The sequence below is a fragment of the Ignavibacteria bacterium genome (genome assembly GCA_017302895.1).
Taxonomy (GTDB): domain Bacteria; phylum Bacteroidota; class Ignavibacteria; order Ignavibacteriales; family Ignavibacteriaceae; genus UTCHB3.
In genome coordinates this window covers 685,178-706,907 of the sequence record JAFLBV010000002.1, presented here as the reverse complement: position 1 = coordinate 706,907, position 21,730 = coordinate 685,178, and the positions used below count along the sequence as shown (strand labels likewise).

Here is a 21,730-nt window from a genome sequence, read left to right as displayed (position 1 = left end):
TAATTGAATTGAAATAACAGGATTTCATTGGAGAATTTTCTCAAGTTCAGGATCGGTAAATACGAATTCTTTGTCCCGCTAAAGAATGTGGTGAGGGTATTGCCGGCTGCTGCCCTGAAGGAGTATCCTGTCTCTGAAGGCAGTTTGCTTCTGGGTTACATCATTCTCGAAGGAGAACCTGTTGCGGTTTTCGACATTTACCAGCGGGTTGGTTTGACCTTCCCCGGAATGGATATATCTCACAAGATGATACTGATGAAGAGAAACGGATTCAGATTTCTTTTGGTAGTCGATGAGGTAGCAGATGTGCTGGAACTCGATCCTGCCCAGTTCAATAATTTTGCGATGAACACATATACAAGCGGTAGTGTCCTCATTGATTCCTCCGGCAGGTTCATTATCAATGATCTTGGGACATTTATAAAAGAGGATGTACTGCTTGACCTTACAACGGGCGAAAAAATTCTAGCAGGTGACACCCATGAGCAATCTTGACAGTATTAATCTTTACAAAAAATTTACAACCTATCTCGAAAAAAAATACGGATGGTTCATCATTCCGTCAAAAATTGAAAATACAGCGTTTATTCTTGGCAAGTTGTTAATCAAATTTGGAGAGACCAAATTGATTGACCTTTTTGAGAGTGAAGTAAATCATGATTCCTTTTCTGATGTTGATGAAGAACTGATAGACCTTTACTCGGTGAATGAGACTTATTTCAACCGGGAACCTGAGACTTTGGCGGTATTGCCTGAACTGGCTGCACAAGCTTTTCGGCAAAACGGTAAATTAAATCTTTTATGTGCAGCCTCTTCCTCCGGCGAAGAAGTGTACAGCACCGCGATAGCAATGGGTGATAATTATTTGAACAATGAAATTATGATTTATGGAATCGAGATAAATCAGAAGATGATCAGAATCGCCGGAGATGCCATTTACAACGACTGGTCGCTCAGGACCTGCGCGGCAGGTTTCAAAGAAGAATACTTTAACGCCGTTGATAAAAGGTATAAATTAAAAGATGAGTATAGAAAGAACATATCTTTTATAAGGTATAATTTGCTCTCACCAAATCTTTATTACTTCCTTGCCGATATCAAATTTGATATTATCCTCTGTCGTAACCTTTTTCTTTATCTTAATGCGAGTGCCATAGAAGCTGTGACAGATAACCTTTTACGGGTTCTTAATCCGGGTGGATTTCTTATTACGGGTCTTGCTGAAGGAGCTCTCTCTGAAAAATTGAGATCGAGGAATTATAAAGAATACAGAAACATATTCAGGTTCTGATGGAAGAGGAAATCAGAAGAAAAACCCTCCTCGGAAATGCCGAAAGACTTGCACAACTGCCAAAATCATCAGAGGTTGGTAAGAACCTCGATTCATTTGTCGCCTTTTTTGTAGCCGGTGAGAAACTTCTCATTTCTGCCGATAATGTTGTTGAGGTAATCAAATACAGGGATGTTACCCTTCTCCCGGGTGTCGACGAAAAGCTTGCAGGGATTTATAATTTCAGAGGTTCGGTGATAGGGGTTTTCAACAGCGACAGGATCTTTGGAATTGAATCTGTTTCCAGAGCCCTGCACAGGTATCTCCTGATTTGCAGTTGCAATGATATCTATTTTGCCATTGTGTGCGAAGATGTTGGTGGTATCGAACATCGGGACCCCGAATCCATCATTGGAGGGGAGAGCAGCACACTTTTACCCGTTATTTTTTCCGGAATTTTTCACGACTCAGCCAGATGTGTTGATATTGATAAATTGATGGAAAATGACATTCTCAGAATTTTATGATCTTAAACAGGCTTAAACATGAACTGGATTAACAGTATTTCGACCCGGTGGAAATTATTTTTCTCTTTCTCGGGATTGATTCTCTTCGCATTTCTTCTAATTTACTTTAATCTTGATGCTTACGACAGTATCGGAAAAATAACCGGCGATAAGGTGTCATCGTATATCAAGACAGTTTCGCATTTAAATACCCTTCAGAAATATGCCACCATGATCAATGAGGAGGTTGCTTCGTCACTTCCGGAATTGAGTTATGGCAGACTGGACGAGTATGAGAAAATAAAAACTTCTTATCTGAATCATATTGACTCCCTGAAAATAAGATTCGGAAGTGTGGAAGAGAACAACAATCTTACAGAGATAATCAGAGCATCGGAAAATTTTATTTCCGCAACTGATTCTATATTAAAATACTTGTCAAAGAACAGTGCAACCTCACCATCAGACCCTGTATTGACAGTGAGACTTTCGAAATCAGAACATTTTTCATTCAGTAATTTGAATCTCGTAATCAATAATCTGATTTCAGCCTACCAGTTAAAGTCAGAGCAGAGTTTCAACTCCGTTGACAGCATCCTCTCCAATAAAAGGATGCTACTCTACATTACCGGAGGAATTTTGGTTATCCTGGCAATAGTCTTGATAGCATTTCTCAATTCGAATCTTGCACTTCCACTTCTCGATTTGAGCAAAAGTGCACAGCTCGTCGCCACGGGCGACCTGACTGTGAAAGTGAACCACACAGCGAGAAAAGATGAGATTGGTGTACTTGCCAAGTCCTTTTCCGAGATGATTACTTCTTTGAAAAGCATTACAACAGAACTCGATGAAGCTGTAAATATCTTAAATACATTTACGAACAAGATATTCAGTAATACAGCTGAACTTGCAAGCAGTTCAACGGAAACGGTGGCAGCTATCACCGAAACTACTGCAACAGTTGAAGAGGTGAGGCAGACATCGTATCTCTCAAATAAAAAAGCAAAGGAAGTTGCAGAGAGAGCCCAGGAATCTTTCGACATATCCGCTTCGGGTCAGGAATCGACCAGATCCACGATCGACGGCATTCAAAGGTTTGGCACCCACATGAATTCCATCACAGAAAACATTCTAAAACTTAATGAGAGAAGCCGGCTGATAGGTGAGATAATCGCCGCAGTTAATGACATAGCTGAACAGTCCAATCTTTTGGCTGTGAATGCCTCCATCGAAGCAGCGAGAGCAGGAGAGCAAGGAAAAGGTTTCGCAGTTGTGGCACAGGAGATCAGAAATCTCGCAGAACAGTCGAAACAATCAACTTCACAGGTCAGACTGATTCTTCAGGATATACAAAATTTTGTTAATTCGGCAGTATTATCGACCGAACAGGCTTCAAAAGCACTTGAGGACGGCATCAAAACATCAAATCAGACAGGAATTGTAATTTCTGAACTGGTTAAGAGCATCGAGCTTTCTTATGATGCTTCACTTCAGATTACCTCTTCAAATCAGCAGCAACAAATTGGGATGGACCAAATTGCCACTGCCATGGAAAACATAAGAACTGCGAGTGCACATAATGCCAATTCAACAAGGGAAGTGGAATCATATACGAACCAGTTGTTGAACCTTGGGAGTAACATTGCCAACCAGATAAAGAAGTTCAAATTCGTGAAGAATGATGGATAACACTTTCTTCGACAGGCTTTTCAAGACATTTTCAGTAGAAGCCGAAGAACATCTTTCACTTATGTCATCAGGTTTTCTAAAACTTGAAAAAATTGCATCACCTGCGATAAACGCACCTGAACTGCTGGAAGAAGTGTATCGTGAGGCTCACAGTTTGAAAGGTGCCTCAAGAGCTGTTGGTCTTGAAGCTGTCGAGTATCTTCTTCAAAATATTGAATCGTATTTTTCATTGATAAAAAAGGAAGAAATTGAACCATCACCCGGGGATTACGACATCCTCTTCAGGGCTATTGATCTGACAAGAGAGTCGATAGAACTAAAAAAAAACGGGGCTGACGATCTTGAGAATCAGGAGGCAATGAGACTTCTGACCGAAGAAGTCAAGGGGATGTCACTTGGATCAATAATTAAATCTTCTGTCGAAGAAAAACATGAAGAAGATTCTCCAAGGGTATTGGACAATGATGGCAAGGAAGAATTCTCCACATATAATTTTAATTTGAATCAACTTCGAAAAAAGATTCAAGAGAAACAAAAAACAGAAGATAATGTCTCTCCCGTTAAAACCGAACCATTGGGTCATGTAGAAAAACCCTCCGAAAAACCCATTGAAAAAGTTGTTGTTAAATCAAGACAACCCGAGACTTCCGCCTCAAGAGTGATACCCGAAACCATTCGTGTTAATACTGCCAAGATTGACGATCTCCGGACGAGAACCGAGGAATTGTTAAATATTAAACTGAACTACGATCAGCTCCTGAATGAGATAAAGGAGATGAACTCCATTGTCTCAGGTGGACAACAAACAGTTGAGCAGCTCACTGAAAAGTTTAACAGGCTGCTCGCATCCGTGGATTCATTTCCCCCCAACCTAAAATCTCAATTTGTTGAGCTCGCAGAGAATTTTAAATCCCTGTCGCAAAATTCTTTTACAAGCAGGAGGAGGGTTGCTGAGTTGACATCTGCGGTAAAAAAATATAAGACAGCCTCCCGAAGAATAATTGATGATGTAAATGATTTCACTCAGACTCTGTTTATGCTTCCGTTCAGCTATGTGCTCGATTTCCTTCCCAAAGCTGTTCGTGATCTGTCTAAAGCGCTGAATAAGGAAGTGGAACTGACCATTACCGGAGCTGACATTGAAGTTGACAGAAGAATTCTTGAAGAGATCAAAGACCCGCTTTTACATATTATCAGAAACAGCATTGATCACGGGATAGAGAGTCCCGCTCACAGGCTCAACATTGGGAAGCCCAGGTCGGGGAGTATTAAAATTGAGATATCAGGACCCGCTGAAGGAAACATTATCCTGAGCATCACCGATGACGGGAAAGGACTCGATGTCGATACACTGAAGTCAAAAGCGGCTGAAAAGGGATTATTGAAGGGGGATGAACCGGAACCCATGATCGAATCAAGAGTTTCGGAAGTGATTTTCTATTCGGGAGTGTCAACAACGGGAGTTGTAACCGACATCTCCGGCAGAGGGCTCGGAATGAGTATCGTGAAAGAAAAAGTGGAAAAACTGAAAGGAACGATTTCAGTTAACTCGGAGAGAGGGAAACTGTTCAGAGTGACAATGCGGCTTCCTGTCACCATTTCTTCCACGCGAGGAGTGATGGTGAGAGCCGGTGCACTCAGATTTATTGTTGAGTCTCAATTCATTTCAAAAATAACCAGACTAAACAGAGACTCGATAAAATTTTTTGGTAAGGGTTATGGTATCCAAAGTGATGAGATGGTGATACCGGTAAAGATAATGAAAAGTGAATTGGGTATCGATAATTCACCGCTTACAGATTCTGTCATTCCGGCGCTGTTTCTCAAAGCAAAAGGGCGGTCTTTGGCACTTTTGGTCGATGAAATAAATGATGAACTTGAAATCATAATTAAGTCGTTTCAACCACCGATTGACGGTATAAAGCTTTATACAGGGGCGACAATACTTGGAGACGGGAAACTTTATCCGGTACTTAGCTCCACATGGCTGATGGGTCTCGAAGAGACATCAACAGGGGATTTAAGGCTTCTGGCAGAAAGGAAATCGGTAAAAGTGCTGGTGGTGGATGATTCGAAGACTTCAAGAACACTTTTGCAGGAGATTCTTGACTTCGCAGGTTTTAAAGTCGATATTGCGGAAGACGGGGTGGAAGCTTTCAATCTGCTGGTTTCCGGAAAATACGATGTACTTGTTTCCGATATCGAGATGCCTAATATGAACGGACTCGAACTGACAGTAAAAGTAAGGGAGACTCCCGAACTTTCGAAACTGCCGGTTATACTTGTTACAGGACTCGCAAGGGAGGAAGACAAAGCAAGGGGAGTAAAAGCAGGTGCCAACGCATATATTTTAAAAAAGAGTTTTGATCAATCAGTTTTGATAGACACTATAAACTTTTTTGTCAATAATAAAGATATTTAACTGTTTTATTAGTAATTATTTAATCTCTTTCATAAATTAACAGACGGGAATTTTACAATTCTCTTTTTTAATTTCGAAGAACGATTTGGAGATTCGAGGAAGCAATGCAAAATCATATCCTGGTGGTGGAAGACAGTCCGACTCAACTTGAGCAACTTGCTTATATTCTTGAAAGTGAAGGTTATTCAGTTAAAACCGCAGCCAACGGATCTATTGCAGTCGGACTGATTGAGGAAGAAAAACCGGCTCTTGTTATTACTGATATATTAATGCCTGAAATGGACGGTTATGACCTTTGCAAGCATGTAAAGTCAAACAATGCTACAAAAGACATTCCGGTAATGCTGCTCACCAACCTCTCCGATCCACATGATGTTATTAAAGGTCTCCAGTCGGGAGCCGACAATTTCCTCACCAAACCATACAACAAAGAATTCCTTCTATCGCGTGTTAAATACATCCTTGTTAATCAGGAAATAAGGCTTTCTTCGCCCGTATCAAATATGGGAATGGAAATAGTCTTCGGCGGTAAAAAGTATTTTATCAACTCCGACAGAATTCAGATCGTGGATCTTCTTCTTTCCACCTATGAAAATGCCATTCAGAAAAACGGCGAACTCGCCGAGGCAAATCAACAGCTTTTAAGGATGCATCGTGAACTTGCGAAGAAAAACCATGAACTTGAGAAACTGAACAAGGATAAAAACAAATTCCTTTCGATGGCTGCGCATGACTTGCGTAATCCCGTCGGTGCGATTCTTTCTTTTGGCTTGATATTGCAGGATGATTTGAAGAAAAAATTCGCTGAAGATGAGCTTGAATTTGTAAAGATTATTGTGAAATCGAGTGATTTTGTTCTTCAACTTCTGAATGAACTACTCGATATCTCGGTTATTGAATCGGGTGAACTTAATCTAAAAACGATGGATGTGGAATTCACCAATCTTGTTCAGAACAATATCGCCTTAAACAAGGTGCTTGCCGACAAAAAGAACATCGAATTGAAATATGAATCGAATGTGGAAGAGATTGAAGTAAACATCGATCCGGTAAAAATTGAACAGGTACTGAACAATCTGACATCGAATGCAATAAAATTTTCATTCCCCGGAAATGCAGTCACTTTGTTCATCAAAAAGATGGCGAATGAACTTGTTTTTGGAGTAAAGGACAATGGTCAGGGGATTCCTGCCACGGAAATCAACAAATTGTTTATCCCCTTTGAAAAACTAAGTGTTCGTTCAACTGCGGGTGAGAAGAGCACCGGTCTCGGTCTAGTGATCGTAAAAAAGATTATGGAAGCTCACAAAGGAAGAGTTGAGGTAACGAGCAAGCAAGGCGAAGGTTCTGTCTTTTCCTGCACACTACCTCTGTAATCTATTTTCGTTCCATTTCAGAAAGATCGGGAATAATCTTCATCTCTTTTGGCGAAATGTAACTGTACATCGCAGGGATGATAAAAAGTGTAAGAATTGTGGAAAAAATCAGTCCACCGATAATTGCAATACCCATTGATACTCTGCTTTCCGAACCGGCACCCAAAGCCAAAGCGATAGGTAGTGTACCGAGGATAGTCGAAAGACTTGTCATCAAAATAGGTCTCAATCTCAATTCAGCAGCCTCTTTTACGGCTTTTAACCTGTCTGAACCGGCTTCTCTCCTCTGATTTGCGAATTCCACAATAAGAATTCCATTTTTTGTAACCAGTCCAATCAGCATAATCTGCCCAATCTGACTGAAAATATTCAAAGTCTGTCCGAAATATGCAAGTGAAATCACCGCGCCGGCTATAGCCAGGGGCACTGTAAGCATAATTATAAAAGGATCTCTGAAACTTTCGAACTGTGCCGCAAGAACCAGATAAATCAGAGCCAGTGCAAGCAGAAAAGTAAACACCAGTGAAGAAGAACTTTCGGCAAAATCCTTGGAAGCTCCATCAAGGGCTGTTGTAAATTTATCGCCAAGAACTTTTTCAGAAATCCTGTCCATCTCTGCGATTCCGTCACCAATCGTCTTTCCTCCGGAAAGTCCGGCAGACACGGTGGCAGACGCGTAACGGTTATAACGGTAAAGCTGCGGCGGTGAACTTCTTTCAGTCAGAGTGACAATGTTATCGAGTTGAATCATGTCCCCCCTTTTGTTCTTCACAAACATGGAGCGAAGATCGAGAGGTTCATTCCTGTTCTCCCGTTTCAATTGACCGATTACCTGGTATTGTTTTCCATTCCTGATGAAATAACCGAATCTTTGTCCACTCAAAGAAAACTGGAGTGTAGTTGCCACATCGGATACAGACACACCAAGGTCTCTGGCTTTTGATCTGTCGATTTCTACAACAACTTCCGGTTTATTGAATTTGAGATTCACATCGGTTACTGCAAAAACGGGGCTCTGTCTTACTTCGCCAAGGAATTTTGGCAACACTTCCCTCAGATCCTCGAAATTGCTCGCCTGTATTACATACTGCACCGGAAGTCCGCCTCTTGAACCGCCGCCAATCGACTGTTCCTGGATTACAATGGTTCTGGCATCATTCAACTTACGCACAGCAACCGTCAACTCCTGTGCTATCTCCTGCTGCGATCTGCTTCTGTCCTTGGGGTCTTTCAGCATAAGGCGGATAAAGCCCGAATTTGTGGAACTGCCTCCGAACCCGGGAGCCGTCACAGAAACGAGTGCTGCTTCTTCATTTTGAACAAGACCATGCACCTGCTCCACGAGTTTTTGGATATACCTGTCCATATAGTCATAAGATGTTCCTTCAGGTGCTGTCGATTGAATCCTGAGCGCACTTCTATCTTCCTGAGGTGCAAGTTCTGACTGCAGTCCGCCACCAAAAAAGTAGATGGCACCCAAAGCAAGAATGACAAGAGGAAATGAAACCCAGCGGACTCGCATAAAAGCTTCCAGCGCCGTATGGTATGCCTTTGTCATCCATACAAAAAACGGTTCGGTAAGATTGTAGAATTTCGAATGCGACTCGGATGACTTCAACATTTTTGAACTGAGCATCGGGGTGAGAGTAAGAGCCACAAATGCCGAAATGATTACCGATCCGGCGATTACAAAACCAAACTCCTTGAACAGTTTCCCGGTCAAGCCCTGCAGGAATACTATCGGAAGAAAAACGGAAGCAAGTGAAACAGTTGTGGAGATGATTGCAAAAAATATCTCTGATGAACCCTTTGCTGCTGCCTCTACGGGGGTTAAGCCATCTTCAATTTTTTTATAGATATTCTCAAGTACCACGATGGCATCATCCACTACAATTCCGATGGCAAGCACTATACCAAGCAGCGTAAGTACATTAATTGAAAATCCGGCAAGATACATAATGAAGAATGCACCAATTAAAGAAATTGGAATAGCCAGAATCGGTATGAGAGTCGTCCGCCAGTTACGAAGGAATAGAAAAATTATCAAAATCACAAGTCCGAAAGCAATGAATATGGTTTCCATTACTTCCGAGATAGATTGTCTGATGAAGGTGGTAGCATCAAAACCGAGCTGTATATTCATATCAGCCGGGAGATCTTTTTTGATTTCTTCAATTCTTCTGTGGAACTCGTCTGCAATCTCGATATGGTTACTGCCGGGGAGAGGAACAGCAACAAGACCTGTCATCGGTACCCCGTCACGCCTGAGAATGGTTCTCTCATTTTCCGGGTAATATTCAGCATATCCGATGTCTGAAAATCTGACCGTGTTTCCTTGTTCTTCTTTTATGATAAGATTGTTGAAATCTTCAGGTGTCTGGAGAAGTCCGAGAGTCCTTACAGTAAGTTCTGTATTGTCTCCTTCAAGCCGTCCCGAGGGGAGTTCGACATTTTCGAGTCTGAGGACATTCCTAACCTCGACCGGAGTAACTTTGAACGCATTCATCTTCGATGGATCGAGCCACAACCTCATTGAATACCTTTTTTCACCCCAAATCTGAATCTGACTTATACCGGGGATAGTCTGAAGTTTTTCTTTCAAGACATTTCTCGAATAATCAGAGAGATCAAGGATGCTTTTCTCTTTACCGCTAACATTCACCATAACTATTGGGATGGCATCGGCATCTGCTTTTGTGACCACAGGAGGGTCGACATCGGGTGGTAAAAGATTGATTGCCCGGGAGACTCTGTCTCTTACATCATTTGCGGCGGCCTCGAGGTCGACATCAATATCAAACTCAACCGTAATGAGGCTTCTGCCGTCTCTGGAAGAGGAGGTCATGCTTCTGATGCCGGCGATTCCGTTAATCGATTCTTCAAGCGGTTCCGTAATTTGGGCTTCGATTACCGTGGCATTAGCGCCTGTATAATTGGTTTGGACTGTTATAATCGGGGGATCAATGCTGGGATACTCTCTCACTCCGAGAGAAGTATATCCGATTACACCAAAAAGAACGATAACCACCGACATAACGATGGCTAATACGGGTCTCCGTATACTAATTGAAGATAGACTCATTCCGTTTTTCCCTGCGTTTCAACTCCTGAAAGTTTGACCGGACCGCCATTCTTCAATTGAATCAGTCCGGAGACAATCAGAGTATCTCCTTCACTGATTCCTGAGACAATCTGCACAATTTTTTCTGTTCTGTCTCCGATTTCTACCGGGAAGGAGACAGACATTCCGTTTTTATAAAGGAACACGGACTGACCTGATATTTCAGGGATAAGGGTTTCGGTTGGAATGAGGATGGTTTTTACGGGTGCCGTCAGTTTAACTTTGACTTCCACTACCTTACCGGGAATTAAGCCCTTTCCACCTCCGGTGACATAAGCCCTTGCCTTGAGTGTGGCTGTAGTCTGATCCACACCCGGCTCGAGAGCATAAATGTTTGCACTCATCTCTTCAGCACCGTTTCCTGTACTAAAACTTATGTTTTTCCCGGTGTTCAAGTATATCGAATAATTCTGCGGAATGGTAAAGTCAATCTTTAGTTTTGATCTGCTTTGAAGTGTTGCGATTTTAGTTCCGGGTGCTACGAAGGCACCTTCCGAGAGGTATCTTAAGCCGATTTGTCCCGCAAAAGGGGCCCTGATCTCAGTTTTTAATATTTGAGCTTCTATCAGGTCAATGTCAGCAGAGATCGATTCAAACTCGAATCTGGCATTGTCGAATTCTTCCTGAGTTGTGCCGTTAACTTCAAGAAGTTTTTTCTGTCTGTCGAGTTTTTGAGCGGAGAGTTCGAGTCTCACTTTGTTTTTTTTAAGTTGAGCCTGAAGGTCATTGTCATTTATTTTTATAAGGAGTTGTCCTTTGGCGACATTTCCCCCCTCTTTGAAGTTTATTTTAACAATTTTACCAGAGACCTCAGGTGATAAATCCACCCATTCGTCTGCGATTACCTTACCCATAACTTTAATTTCGGAGGAAAATGAATCATACTTCAACACCCTCGCTTTAACCAAAGCCGGACCTTGCTGCTGTTTAGTCGATGTTTTGCCTTTTCCGGCATCATCTTTCCCGTCACTTTTGATCAACGGATAAATCACCAGACCGCCTGCAACGAGTACGATCAGAGCATAAACAAATATCTTGGTCCACTTTGACATATTATAACCATTACTTAATGAAAAACCGGGAAGAGACACTCTTCGATCTAAACTAAAATTCCAGCAACAAATATAATGAGTCCTGCCAATATCATCAACCCATAAAAAAGAGATATGATTCAATATTCCAACTTTATCAACCAAAAATTATTATATTTAATAACCAAAATTTTGAGAAAATAATGAAACCAGCTCCGGCTAAAAAGCACCCCGAACTTAAACCCTCTGCTTACAGGTGGAAGTGTAACCTTTCGACATTTAACTTTGAATCCACAGAAGAGATAGAACCAATAGAAGGAATTATCGGCCAGGACAGAGCAATAAAAGCGTTGCGACTGGGCGTGGGATTGAAAGCTTCAGGATATAACATCTATATTGCCGGCCTTTCGGGTACAGGCAAAGCTTCGACAGTCAAAAAGATGTTGGAGATTTTGGCGGACAACAATCCGGCACTTTTCGATTACTGCTATGTGAACAACTTCAAAAATCCGGATCAGCCGGTACTTCTTACCTTCCCTGCGGGTATGTCCCTCAAATTCAAATATGATGTAAATTCCTTGATTTCTCTTCTGAGAGAGAGGATACCTCAGGTGCTGGAATCTGAGAGTCTCAACGCAAAGAAAAATGCCATCATCGAGAAGTTCTCGAAACAGGAGCAATTGCTCATTACGAGCTTTGAAGAGATGATCAATAAAGACGGGCTTACACTCGGGCAGGTTCAGGTTGAGGATGGGGTTCGTCCCGAGATTATGCCTGTAATCAATAAAAAACCGGTTCTCATAACTGCGATTGAGGAGCTTGTTTCCAAAGGTGAACTGACAAAGAAAAAGGCTCAGCAGATTTATGATGCCTATTCTGCCCGGCAGCAGGATTTGATGATTCTCGTCAAAAAACATGTGAAGCTTTCGCAGGATTTGCAAACCGAGATTCGTAACATAGAGAAGGGTGAGGCCGAAGCATTAATTAAAGGTGCGATTATCTACCTGAATGAAAATTACAAGGATGGAAAAACTGCTGATTGGATTGCCACCCTCGAGAAGGACATTCTTGAGAATATTCAACTGTTTAAGCTTGCGATGTCAAATCCCGAGGCAATTGCAGAATCCTTTCCACTCGATCCGTTCCGTGCTTATGATGTCAATATTCTTCTGGATAATGCAGGGATGAAGGACAGTCCTGTTATAATCGAAACCGCACCTTCCATGAACACTCTTTTTGGAAATATTGAGAGAGTCTCAGACAGGAAGGGGAATTTCTATGCCGACTTTCTGAACATTAAAGCCGGATCGATGCTTCGTGCGAACGGAGGATTTCTGGTTTTGAGAGTCAGTCACCTTTTTGAGGCCCCGGGGGTCTGGAAAACACTTAAGCGAATCCTTACTTACATGATGCTGGACATTCAGGATAACCACATCTACTATCAGATGGCACCTTCTTCGTTGAAACCGGAATCAATACCGATTGATTTAAAGGTGATCCTGATCGGGAACTCGTATATCTACTCACTTCTCGCTGAAAGAGAAGATGATTTTAAGAAAATCTTCAAAGTAAAAGCGGAATTCGACTACGAAATCACCCGTTCGAAGGAAATACTGGTTCAGTATGCGCACATCATAAAAAAGATAATTTCCGATGAAAATTTGAAGGAATTTCATAAATCCGCTATAGCGTCCGTGATGGAGATTGCTGCAAGGTATGCCGGATCCAAAGATAAACTTACATCCCGCTTTTCGATGCTTGCTGATGTGGTGCGTGAAGCTTCTTTTTGGGCACAGGAAGACAATTCTTCCAAGGTAAGGTCTGAGCATGTCCGTCAGGCATTTGCAAACGCGCGGGGAAGACACGACCTGTGGGACGAAAAATATACAGAAATGATAGCCACGGACAGAATTCTGATAGATGTGGCCGGGAAAAAGGTCGGTCAGATCAACGGATTGGCGGTTTATGGCAGCGACATTATTGCGTTTGGAAAACCCGCCCGCATCACTTCTGCTGTTGCACCCGGAAACGGAGTCATTATAAATGTTGAAAAGGAATCGGGACTGTCCGGGAAAACTCATGACAAAGCGATACTCATAATAGCAGGATTTCTGAGGGAAACTTTCTCGCATATAGTTCCTCTTGCGGTCTCTGCCACAGTGGTTTTTGAACAATCGTATGGAAATATTGATGGTGACTCCGCGTCAATTGCCGAAATGGCTGTGATAATTTCAGCTATTTCAAAATTGCCGGTAAATCAGGCAATTGCTGTAACGGGTTCAGTTAATCAAAAAGGGGAAGTACAGCCAATAGGTGGCGTCAACGAAAAAATAGAAGGTTTCTATAAAGTCTGTAAAGAGAAAGGTCTCACCAAATATCAGGGTGTGATTATACCTGTTTCAAATATCGATGATTTGATGCTTGATGAGGAAATTCAGGCTGCCGCCAAGTCTGGTTTGTTTCATATATGGCCCGTTTCGCATATATCGGAGGCATTGGAGATACTTCTCGGTGTAAGAGCAGGAGAGAAAAACGATGAAGGTCATTTTCCCAGGAATACCATCTATGGTATTACTGCAGAGAATCTCAAAAAGATGTATATGTTTGCGAAGGACCCCTTTAAGCTAAATAAACATCCAAGATCGACTCAACCCGAAACAGTGGCGGGAGAACAAATTCTTAAAACTGCCGAATAAATTTTATTTGTTTGCTTATTAGTTTTGCACTTAACAATTTTAATAAACTAAATGGTCGACCATTTAGAATTATCCATAAAGAAGAGAATAACCATGCTTCAAGGATCTAACTTTCTTTTTGCCCGTACAAAAATACTTTGTACCTTGGGACCAGCTACCTCGGACAAAAACATAATTGCTCAAATGATCCGTGCCGGGATGGATGGTGTGAGGCTAAATTTTTCTCATGGCTCGCACGAATTTTTTGACAATCTCTTTTTTAACATTCATGAAGCCTGCGTGAATGAGTCCACTTCACTGGCAGTGCTGGCTGATCTACAGGGTCCTAAAATTCGAATCGGTAATCTGAGCGTACCTGAGATTGAGATTAAGACGGGCGATACAATTCGAATCACAATCGAGGATTTGGATGGAACCGATAAAATTCTCTCAACATCATACAAATTGCTCGTAAATGATGCCAAGATTGGTGATCTAATCCTGATTGATGACGGATTGATCAAACTGAGAGTGATAGAGAAAGAGTCTACTGCAGTTGTTTGTGAGATACTCAATGGTGGAACGGTGAAACCTAAAAAGGGGATGAATCTTCCGGGAATGAAACTCTCTACCCCCTCTGTGACGGAGACCGACCTTAAAAACCTTGAGTATATTTTCATTAAACACCGTGTTGACTTTGTTGCCCTTTCATTCGTAAGGAGTGCTGATGATATAACAAACTTAAGAAAATGGATGAAAGACAAAGGATTTTCGGCACCAATAATCTCTAAAATTGAGATGAAAGAGGCTGTTTCAAATTTTGAGTCAATACTTAAAGTTTCTGATGGCATAATGGTAGCGAGAGGTGACCTGGGAGTGGAACTGGAGCCTCAGGAGGTTCCTCTGATCCAGAAGAATATAATTAAGAGGTGCAACGCCACCGGTAAACTTGTTATCACAGCTACTCAAATGCTCGAATCGATGGTTTACAATCCGATTCCTACACGAGCGGAGGCTTCCGATGTTGCGAACGCTGTGTGGGATGGCACCGATGTTGTTATGCTTTCTGCTGAAACCTCCGTCGGTAAATTTCCGGTGAAAACGGTGGAGACGATGAATCAGATTGTAAGAAGTGCAGGTGCTCATGCTTATTGGACCCGTCACATTGACTTTGACATGACGAAAAATTTTGAAGACAAACTCTTCGATTCGGTTAACAAAGGTATTGTACAGATGAGCAGGGAAGTGGACGCCGCAGCGATTGTGGTTTTTACTGAAAATGGAAGGACAGCACGGAAACTTTCAAAATATCGCCCTAATGCAAGAATAATCGCAATCTCGGACAAGTTTGACACGATGAACAATCTGTGCCTCTATTGGGGTGTTTCTTCGATGTTCATGCCTGATCTCGACCGGGATTCAGAAGAGCTGATTTCCGAGGCGACCGATATAATACTTAAGATTGGACATGTAAAAAAAGGTGATGTAGTGATTTACACTTCAGGTGCACCTATTTCAGAAAAAGGAAGAACCAACAAATTGAAGATTTTCGTAATCTGATATGTCAGTAAATACAAATTTCCACCCGGCAAAATGGTGGGAGGTTTCATCCACTGGTAAAATCAAGTGTACTCTTTGTCCAAGATTTTGCGAAATGGGACCTGACCAGCACGGTTTTTGCTATATTCGTCAGAATATAGATAATCAGCTCATCTCGATCGGGTATGGCAGACCGACCGGTTTCGCTATCGATCCTGTTGAGAAGAAACCTTTGAACCACTTTCTGCCCGGTTCCACCATATTGTCGTTTGGTACGGCAGGTTGTAACCTTGGGTGTAAATTTTGTCAAAACTGGTCGATTTCGAAAGCGAAGCTTGATGATTCCAACTCCATAATGGCTCTGCCGACTGATGTGGTTTCGCTGGCAAAGAAGTACTCCACTCCCTCGATTGCTTTTACCTACAATGATCCTGTAATTTTTGCGGAGTACGCAATTGACATCTCGAAGATAGCAAGAGAAGAAAACATTCATACAGTTCTCGTTACAGCCGGATATGTAACTCCACAAGCCAGGTATGAACTGTTCGAGTATGCCTCTGCCACAAATATCGATTTGAAGGCATTCACTGAGAGTTTCTACAAAAACCTGGCATGGGCATCTCTAAAAGAGGTTCTTGAAACGATAGTCTGGATAAAAGAAAAGACAAATGTATGGATGGAGTTGACAACACTTCTGATTCCGGGGGAAAACGATTCAGAACATGAGATTAAAGAAATGACGAGGTGGATACACAGAAACATCGGCGACAGGGTTCCGCTTCACTTTACGGCTTTTCATCCTGACTTCAAACTCAGGGATAAAGAGAGAACCCCTTTCAATACTCTCTCAATGGCTCGGGAAATCGCAATCGCAGAAGGTTTGAAGTATGTTTACACAGGGAATGTTCACGATAGCAAAGGGCAGACCACTTATTGTCCCAATTGCAATTGCAAAGTGATTGAGCGGGACTGGCATACCGTTATATCGAACCGTCTTGTCAGCGGGAGATGTCCTTATTGCAATGCCCCTGTTGATGGAATTTTTAATGATTAAGCTCTCATCCATCGTTCTCGCTAAAAATGAGGAAGCAAATATCGGGAGGTGTATTACTTCACAGTTGGGGATTATTGATGAAATTAATGTCCTCATAGATAATTCCACAACTGACAGAACAGAAGAGATCGTAAGGCAGTTTCCGGGAGTTAAATACTTCCCGATAAAGTGGGAAGGATATGCTCTTACGAAGCAAAACGGAATTGAAAAAACATCAAATGACTGGATCTTCTGGATCGATGCAGACGAGGCAATTACACCCGAACTTGGAAGAGAACTCACCGAGTGGAAATCGGGTAATCCGCAACATGACATTTTCAGTGTTCCTCGCAAAGCATGGTTTCTGGGGAGGTGGATAAGGCATTGCGGGTGGTATCCGGGCAGGGTACCAAGGCTGTTTAACAAACGAAAGGTGAAATTTAATAACAATCTGGTCCATGAAGGGCTTGAGTTTACTGGTGAGCCGGGAGAATTGAAATTTCCGCTTGATCACTTTACCGATCCCTCTTCCGAGCACTATTATAACAAGTTTAACCACTACACCTCGCTTGCAGCAAATCAGCTTTACGATGAAAACAAAAAATCGGGGATTTTTGAAGCATACATTAGGGCGCTGTCGGTATTTTTGAAAATGTATTTCCTGAAATCAGGTTTCCTTGACGGGGCACAGGGTTTTATTCTCTCATTCTATTCAATGAACTATGTTTTTACCAAATATGTAAAACTGTGGGAAAGAAATGAAAGCAGGCATAATAGCCAACACAAGTAAAGAAAATATAGCCTCTGCCGTAAAAACAGTTGTTGACGCCCTTGTCTCCGAAGGTTTTTCCTGTCTTATCAGTGATTCGATTTTTGAACTCTCCACAGAGACGATGAAAACAGACTATAATTTTCTTCCTGATACCGAACTCATTGATGCGTCTGATATTATAATTTCCCTTGGTGGAGACGGCACCCTTCTGAACACCGCTTCGATTACTCTGGAGAGCGGGAAACCGATTGCAGGAGTAAATTTTGGAAAACTGGGTTTTCTCACCGAAATTCACAAAGAAACATTGAATGAGTCATTTCGAGATATCAAATCAGGGAATTATTTCCTCGAGGAAAGAATTGTACTAAAGGGTAACAGTAAAAGTCTCTCCGATTCCAATATTCTGGCGATAAACGACATCGTCATCGAGAAGGGTGGCTGGCCCAAGATGATGGAAATCTCCCTATTCGCCAACAAGGAACTGGTTTCAATTTTCTCGGCAGACGGATTGATTATTGCCACCCCTACCGGCTCAACCGGATATTCACTCTCTGCCGGAGGTCCGATAGTAAACCCGCGTGCTGATGTCATAGTGATTAGTCCGATATGTCCTCACAGTCTGACGATGCGGCCACTCGTTCTGCCTGCCGATATGGTGATTACAGTTGAAATAAATAATCATCCCGTTAAATTTTCGATAAACTGTGACGGTCAGAGAGTGAACGAAATATCATCACCTTTTAGTATCGACATTTCAAAAGGGAAAAACCCGCTTAAACTTATTCGCGGCAAAGATTCCAGCTATTTTAATGTTCTCCGCAATAAACTCTACTGGGGAATTGATGTGAGGGAAAGAAAATTGAAGGCTGAATTTTAGAGGGCTGAAAACTGAAGGCTGAGGGCTGAAACCATCATCCTTCGTGATTCATCCTTCGCCATTCAACCATCATCCTTCAGCCATCATCCTTCGCCATTCATCCTTCAGCCCTCATAGTTCATTTTAATATCTGTGGAAAACTTTGTAAATTAAGTCTCAAAAGAAATTTATTCCGCACCGGATCGTACCAAAATGAAACTCCTGAAATTCCTGGTTAATATAATTTCTTCAGTACTGATCGCTTTCGTAAAAATCTATCAGTTATTGATCTCACCTCTATTTCCCCCAAGTTGCAGATTCACACCTACATGTTCCAATTATATGATTGAGGCTTTGAAAAAGCACGGACCTTTTAAAGGGCTTTATCTTGGTATCTGGCGAATTTTGAGGTGTAACCCGTGGGGAGGGAGTGGATTTGATCCGGTACCATAAAGAAGCAGAAACAGGTTTATATATGAAAAATTTCAGATCACAAAAAGAAATAACATGACAGAAAAAGAACTGGCAATAAAAATCTTTGACACAGCTCATCTGACAGGGGAGTTCCTGCTTAGATCGGGCAAAATCTCCAATGAATACTTTGACAAATACAGATTTGAATCAGATCCGCTACTGCTTCAGGAGATCGGCGAAAAGATGGTTCCCTTGATTCCGGAAGGAACCGAAGTGCTGGCGGGACTTGAAATGGGGGGGATACCTCTCTCAACAGTTTTGTCACTTAAAACGGGAATTCCTTCCGTTTTTGTCAGGAAGGAAGCGAAAAAGTACGGCACCTGCAAAGTGGCTGAAGGACTCGATTTTTCCGGCAAAAAAGTGTGCATAATCGAGGATGTAGTTACAACGGGAGGGCAGATTATTCTTAGCGCGAAAGATCTTCGGGATCTCGGAGCGATTGTCGATTCAGTGCTCTGCGTTATTGTAAGAGAGGAAAAAGCTTTTTCGAATCTTAAGGATGCCGACCTGGATCTGTTACCTCTCTATTCGATGCAGCAAATAAAAGATTACAAAGGTGTTTAACAATTAATCAGGCAGATCAAATGTACTTAAACCGAAAACTTCTCTTTTTTGTCATTTTCTTCTCTTTTGTCGCAATTCCTCAAAAGAAGATTACCATCGATCAGGTATTCAAGGGGGAATTCAGTGGAGAATATTTTGCCCCTGTAAAATGGACAGAGAGCGGGCACACATATTATAAAATTGAGGATGGTGATGATGGTTCTCAGATTTTCAAAATTGATGTAACAACAGGGGATAAAACTCTTGTCGTTTCCACCAAAGACCTGATACCGGAAGGGAAGTCAGCACCTTTGAACCTGAATGACTACAAACTCTCTCCGTCGGGGAAGTGGATTTTGATCTACACAAACACCAAAAGAGTCTGGCGTGTTAATTCGAGAGGGGATTACTGGATTTATAACACAGAGACAAAGAAACTTCGAAAACTCGGCGGAAGTGATGCCAAACCTTCTACACTTCAATTCGCAAAACTGGATCCTACTGAAAATTTCGTGGCTTATGTGAGAGAAAACAACCTGTACCTCGAAAATCTGACAACCGGTGAGATAAAAGCTCTTACAAAAGATGGCAGCAGAACTATAATCAACGGCACTTTCGACTGGGTGTACGAAGAGGAATTCGGCATCCGTGACGGTTTCAGATGGAGTCCGGATGGTAAAATGATCGCTTTCTGGCAGCTCGACGCGAATGGTGTCAGAGATTTTTTAATGATTAATAATACTGATTCCCTCTATTCTTACACGATTCCTGTTCAATATCCAAAAGCCGGTGAAACCAACAGCGGATGCAAGGTAGGAACAGTAGATATCTCTTCAGGCAACATTGTTTGGATGAATGTCGGAGACGACCCCCGGAATAACTATATACCCAGGATGGAATGGGCAGGGAAGACCGGCAAGCTCGCTTTTCAGCACCTGAACAGACTCCAGAATAACATGACCGTTTATCTTGCAGACCCCCGGACGGGTACCGTTCAAAAATTGTATAATGAAGAGCAGAACGCCTGGATAGAAGTGGTGGATGACTGGAAATTTATAAACAATGATCAGGATCTTTTTTGGGTTTCAGACAAAGAAGGCTTTAATCAGTTGTACCTCATTTCCTTGAAGGACGCATCTGTTAAAAATCTGATCAACAAGAAATATGATGTAATTAAAATTGTAAGGTTTGTTCCCGAAACGGGGGCAGTTTATTTTTATGCTTCACCTGAGAAGGCTACCCAAAAGTATCTTTATATGGTGGAAACAGGTAAAAATGAGGCTCCCCGAAGGATTACTCCCTCTGAATTTGCCGGTTCGAATGAATACAGCATATCTGCCGACGGCAAGTTTGCCTATCATACTTATGACAATATCAATACCCCCTCAAAAGTAAGCCTTATTTCACTTCCGGATCACAAGATGATCCGCAAGGAGACAACCAACGAAAAACTTGTTGAAAAATTGAAAGAAGCAGGTTATAACTATGAACTTTTCACCGTCAAAACACCGGGTGGTGTTTCAGTTGACGGATGGTGCACAAAACCTTACAATTTCGATCCTTCAAAAAAATATCCGGTTCTCTTTTATGTGTATAACGAACCCGCCAGCACTACTGTAAACGACAGCTATGACGGATTTATGGGATTGTTTCACAAGGCACTCGCAGACAAAGGATTTATTGTGATGAGTGTTGACGGGAGAGGGACACCTGCACCAAAAGGGAGGGAGTGGAGAAAATCAATTTATCAAAAGATAGGTGTGATTTCTTCCGAAGATCAGGCAGGCGCATTAACGACACTCCTGACAGAACGCCCTTATATGGACGCTACAAAAGTCGGGATATGGGGCTGGAGCGGTGGTGGATCCATGACCTTAAACATGCTTTTCAGATATCCGAAAATGTATCATTTCGGTGTCTCTGTCGCACCCGTTACAGACCTGAGATTTTATGACACTATCTATGAAGAACGATACATGGGATTGCCTCAGACAAGCCCCGATGCATATAAAGAGTGTTCACCCGTTACTTTTGCAGGCAATCTTGAGGGAAGGCTGTTCCTGATTCATGGTACCGGTGACGATAATGTCCATTTCCAGAATGCGGAATATCTTGTTAATAAACTTGTGGCAGCCGGGAAGCAATTCAGATATATGCCGTATCCAAACAGATCACACGGAATTTCAGAAGGAAAGGGGACTTCGTCGCACCTTTTTAAATCGATAGAACTCTTTTTGGAGGAGGAATTAAACAGGAAGTAGAAATATTTTTATAATTTTTGCCAAAATTTTCCCTATATCGAAAATTTTCTTTAATTTTGGTAGAATGATTTCCACACATACGGGGAAATCTGATTATTATTATTAAAATTGTTAATTTTGCACACAATCAACAGATTTTACAGATCAATCATTAAACAAAAA

16 protein-coding genes are annotated in these 21,730 nt (G+C 41.9%); 14 read left to right on the top strand and 2 right to left on the bottom strand.

Annotated elements, in window-relative coordinates:
• Positions 1-27 precede the first annotated feature (27 nt).
• The 6 genes from J0L60_10645 to J0L60_10620 all read left to right on the top strand — a co-directional run bounded on the left by J0L60_10645 (position 28) and on the right by J0L60_10620 (position 7,263).
• Complete coding sequence (locus J0L60_10645; GenBank protein MBN8546573.1) at positions 28-495, top strand: chemotaxis protein CheW; 468 nt, start codon at positions 28-30, stop codon at positions 493-495.
• The gene (locus J0L60_10640; GenBank protein MBN8546572.1) at positions 482-1,291 is read left to right on the top strand and encodes a hypothetical protein; all 810 of its coding nucleotides are present in this window, start codon (positions 482-484) and stop codon (positions 1,289-1,291) included. The genes J0L60_10645 and J0L60_10640 overlap by 14 nt, the downstream gene beginning before the upstream one ends.
• On the top strand, positions 1,291-1,797 hold the full coding sequence (locus J0L60_10635; GenBank protein MBN8546571.1) for a chemotaxis protein CheW: 507 nt from the start codon (positions 1,291-1,293) through the stop codon (positions 1,795-1,797). The genes J0L60_10640 and J0L60_10635 overlap by 1 nt, the downstream gene beginning before the upstream one ends.
• Positions 1,798-1,815: 18 nt before the next feature.
• Positions 1,816-3,465, top strand: coding sequence for a methyl-accepting chemotaxis protein (locus J0L60_10630; protein MBN8546570.1), 1,650 nt, complete (start codon positions 1,816-1,818; stop codon positions 3,463-3,465).
• Positions 3,458-5,887 carry a response regulator gene (locus J0L60_10625; protein ID MBN8546569.1) on the top strand — a complete coding sequence of 810 codons (2,430 nt, stop codon included), beginning with the start codon at positions 3,458-3,460 and terminating at the stop codon, positions 5,885-5,887. Before J0L60_10630 ends, J0L60_10625 begins: the two co-directional genes overlap by 8 nt.
• 104 nt (positions 5,888-5,991) lie before the next feature.
• Positions 5,992-7,263: a hybrid sensor histidine kinase/response regulator gene (locus J0L60_10620; GenBank protein ID MBN8546568.1), complete on the top strand. Its 1,272-nt coding sequence runs from the start codon at positions 5,992-5,994 to the stop codon at positions 7,261-7,263.
• 1 nt (position 7,264) lies between these two features.
• On the opposite strand, the gene J0L60_10615 is transcribed toward J0L60_10620, so the two are convergent.
• On the bottom strand, positions 7,265-10,345 hold the full coding sequence (locus J0L60_10615; protein ID MBN8546567.1) for an efflux RND transporter permease subunit: 3,081 nt from the start codon (positions 10,343-10,345) through the stop codon (positions 7,265-7,267).
• Positions 10,342-11,436 (bottom strand): efflux RND transporter periplasmic adaptor subunit, encoded by a 1,095-nt coding sequence (locus J0L60_10610; protein MBN8546566.1) that lies wholly within the window; start codon positions 11,434-11,436, stop codon positions 10,342-10,344. Before J0L60_10610 ends, J0L60_10615 begins: the two co-directional genes overlap by 4 nt.
• A gap of 182 nt (positions 11,437-11,618) precedes the next feature.
• On the opposite strand from J0L60_10610, the gene J0L60_10605 reads away from it, so the two are divergent.
• From J0L60_10605 to J0L60_10570, 8 genes are all read left to right on the top strand, one after another.
• The gene (locus J0L60_10605) at positions 11,619-14,111 is read left to right on the top strand and encodes an AAA family ATPase (GenBank protein ID MBN8546565.1); all 2,493 of its coding nucleotides are present in this window, start codon (positions 11,619-11,621) and stop codon (positions 14,109-14,111) included.
• Positions 14,112-14,204: 93 nt separating this feature from the next.
• Positions 14,205-15,650: a pyruvate kinase gene (pyk, locus tag J0L60_10600; protein MBN8546564.1), complete on the top strand. Its 1,446-nt coding sequence runs from the start codon at positions 14,205-14,207 to the stop codon at positions 15,648-15,650.
• Between the two features lies 1 nt (position 15,651).
• On the top strand, positions 15,652-16,683 hold the full coding sequence (gene amrS, locus J0L60_10595) for an AmmeMemoRadiSam system radical SAM enzyme (GenBank protein ID MBN8546563.1): 1,032 nt from the start codon (positions 15,652-15,654) through the stop codon (positions 16,681-16,683).
• Positions 16,676-17,452, top strand: coding sequence for a glycosyltransferase family 2 protein (locus J0L60_10590; GenBank protein ID MBN8546562.1), 777 nt, complete (start codon positions 16,676-16,678; stop codon positions 17,450-17,452). Before amrS ends, J0L60_10590 begins: the two co-directional genes overlap by 8 nt.
• Positions 17,421-18,311 (top strand): NAD(+)/NADH kinase, encoded by an 891-nt coding sequence (locus J0L60_10585; GenBank protein ID MBN8546561.1) that lies wholly within the window; start codon positions 17,421-17,423, stop codon positions 18,309-18,311. Before J0L60_10590 ends, J0L60_10585 begins: the two co-directional genes overlap by 32 nt.
• 192 nt (positions 18,312-18,503) lie before the next feature.
• On the top strand, positions 18,504-18,743 hold the full coding sequence (gene yidD, locus J0L60_10580; protein MBN8546560.1) for a membrane protein insertion efficiency factor YidD: 240 nt from the start codon (positions 18,504-18,506) through the stop codon (positions 18,741-18,743).
• 54 nt (positions 18,744-18,797) lie between these two features.
• The gene (gene pyrE, locus J0L60_10575) at positions 18,798-19,328 is read left to right on the top strand and encodes an orotate phosphoribosyltransferase (protein MBN8546559.1); all 531 of its coding nucleotides are present in this window, start codon (positions 18,798-18,800) and stop codon (positions 19,326-19,328) included.
• Positions 19,329-19,348: 20 nt separating this feature from the next.
• Positions 19,349-21,568 (top strand): S9 family peptidase, encoded by a 2,220-nt coding sequence (locus tag J0L60_10570; protein ID MBN8546558.1) that lies wholly within the window; start codon positions 19,349-19,351, stop codon positions 21,566-21,568.
• The last annotated feature ends 162 nt before the right edge of the window (positions 21,569-21,730 follow it).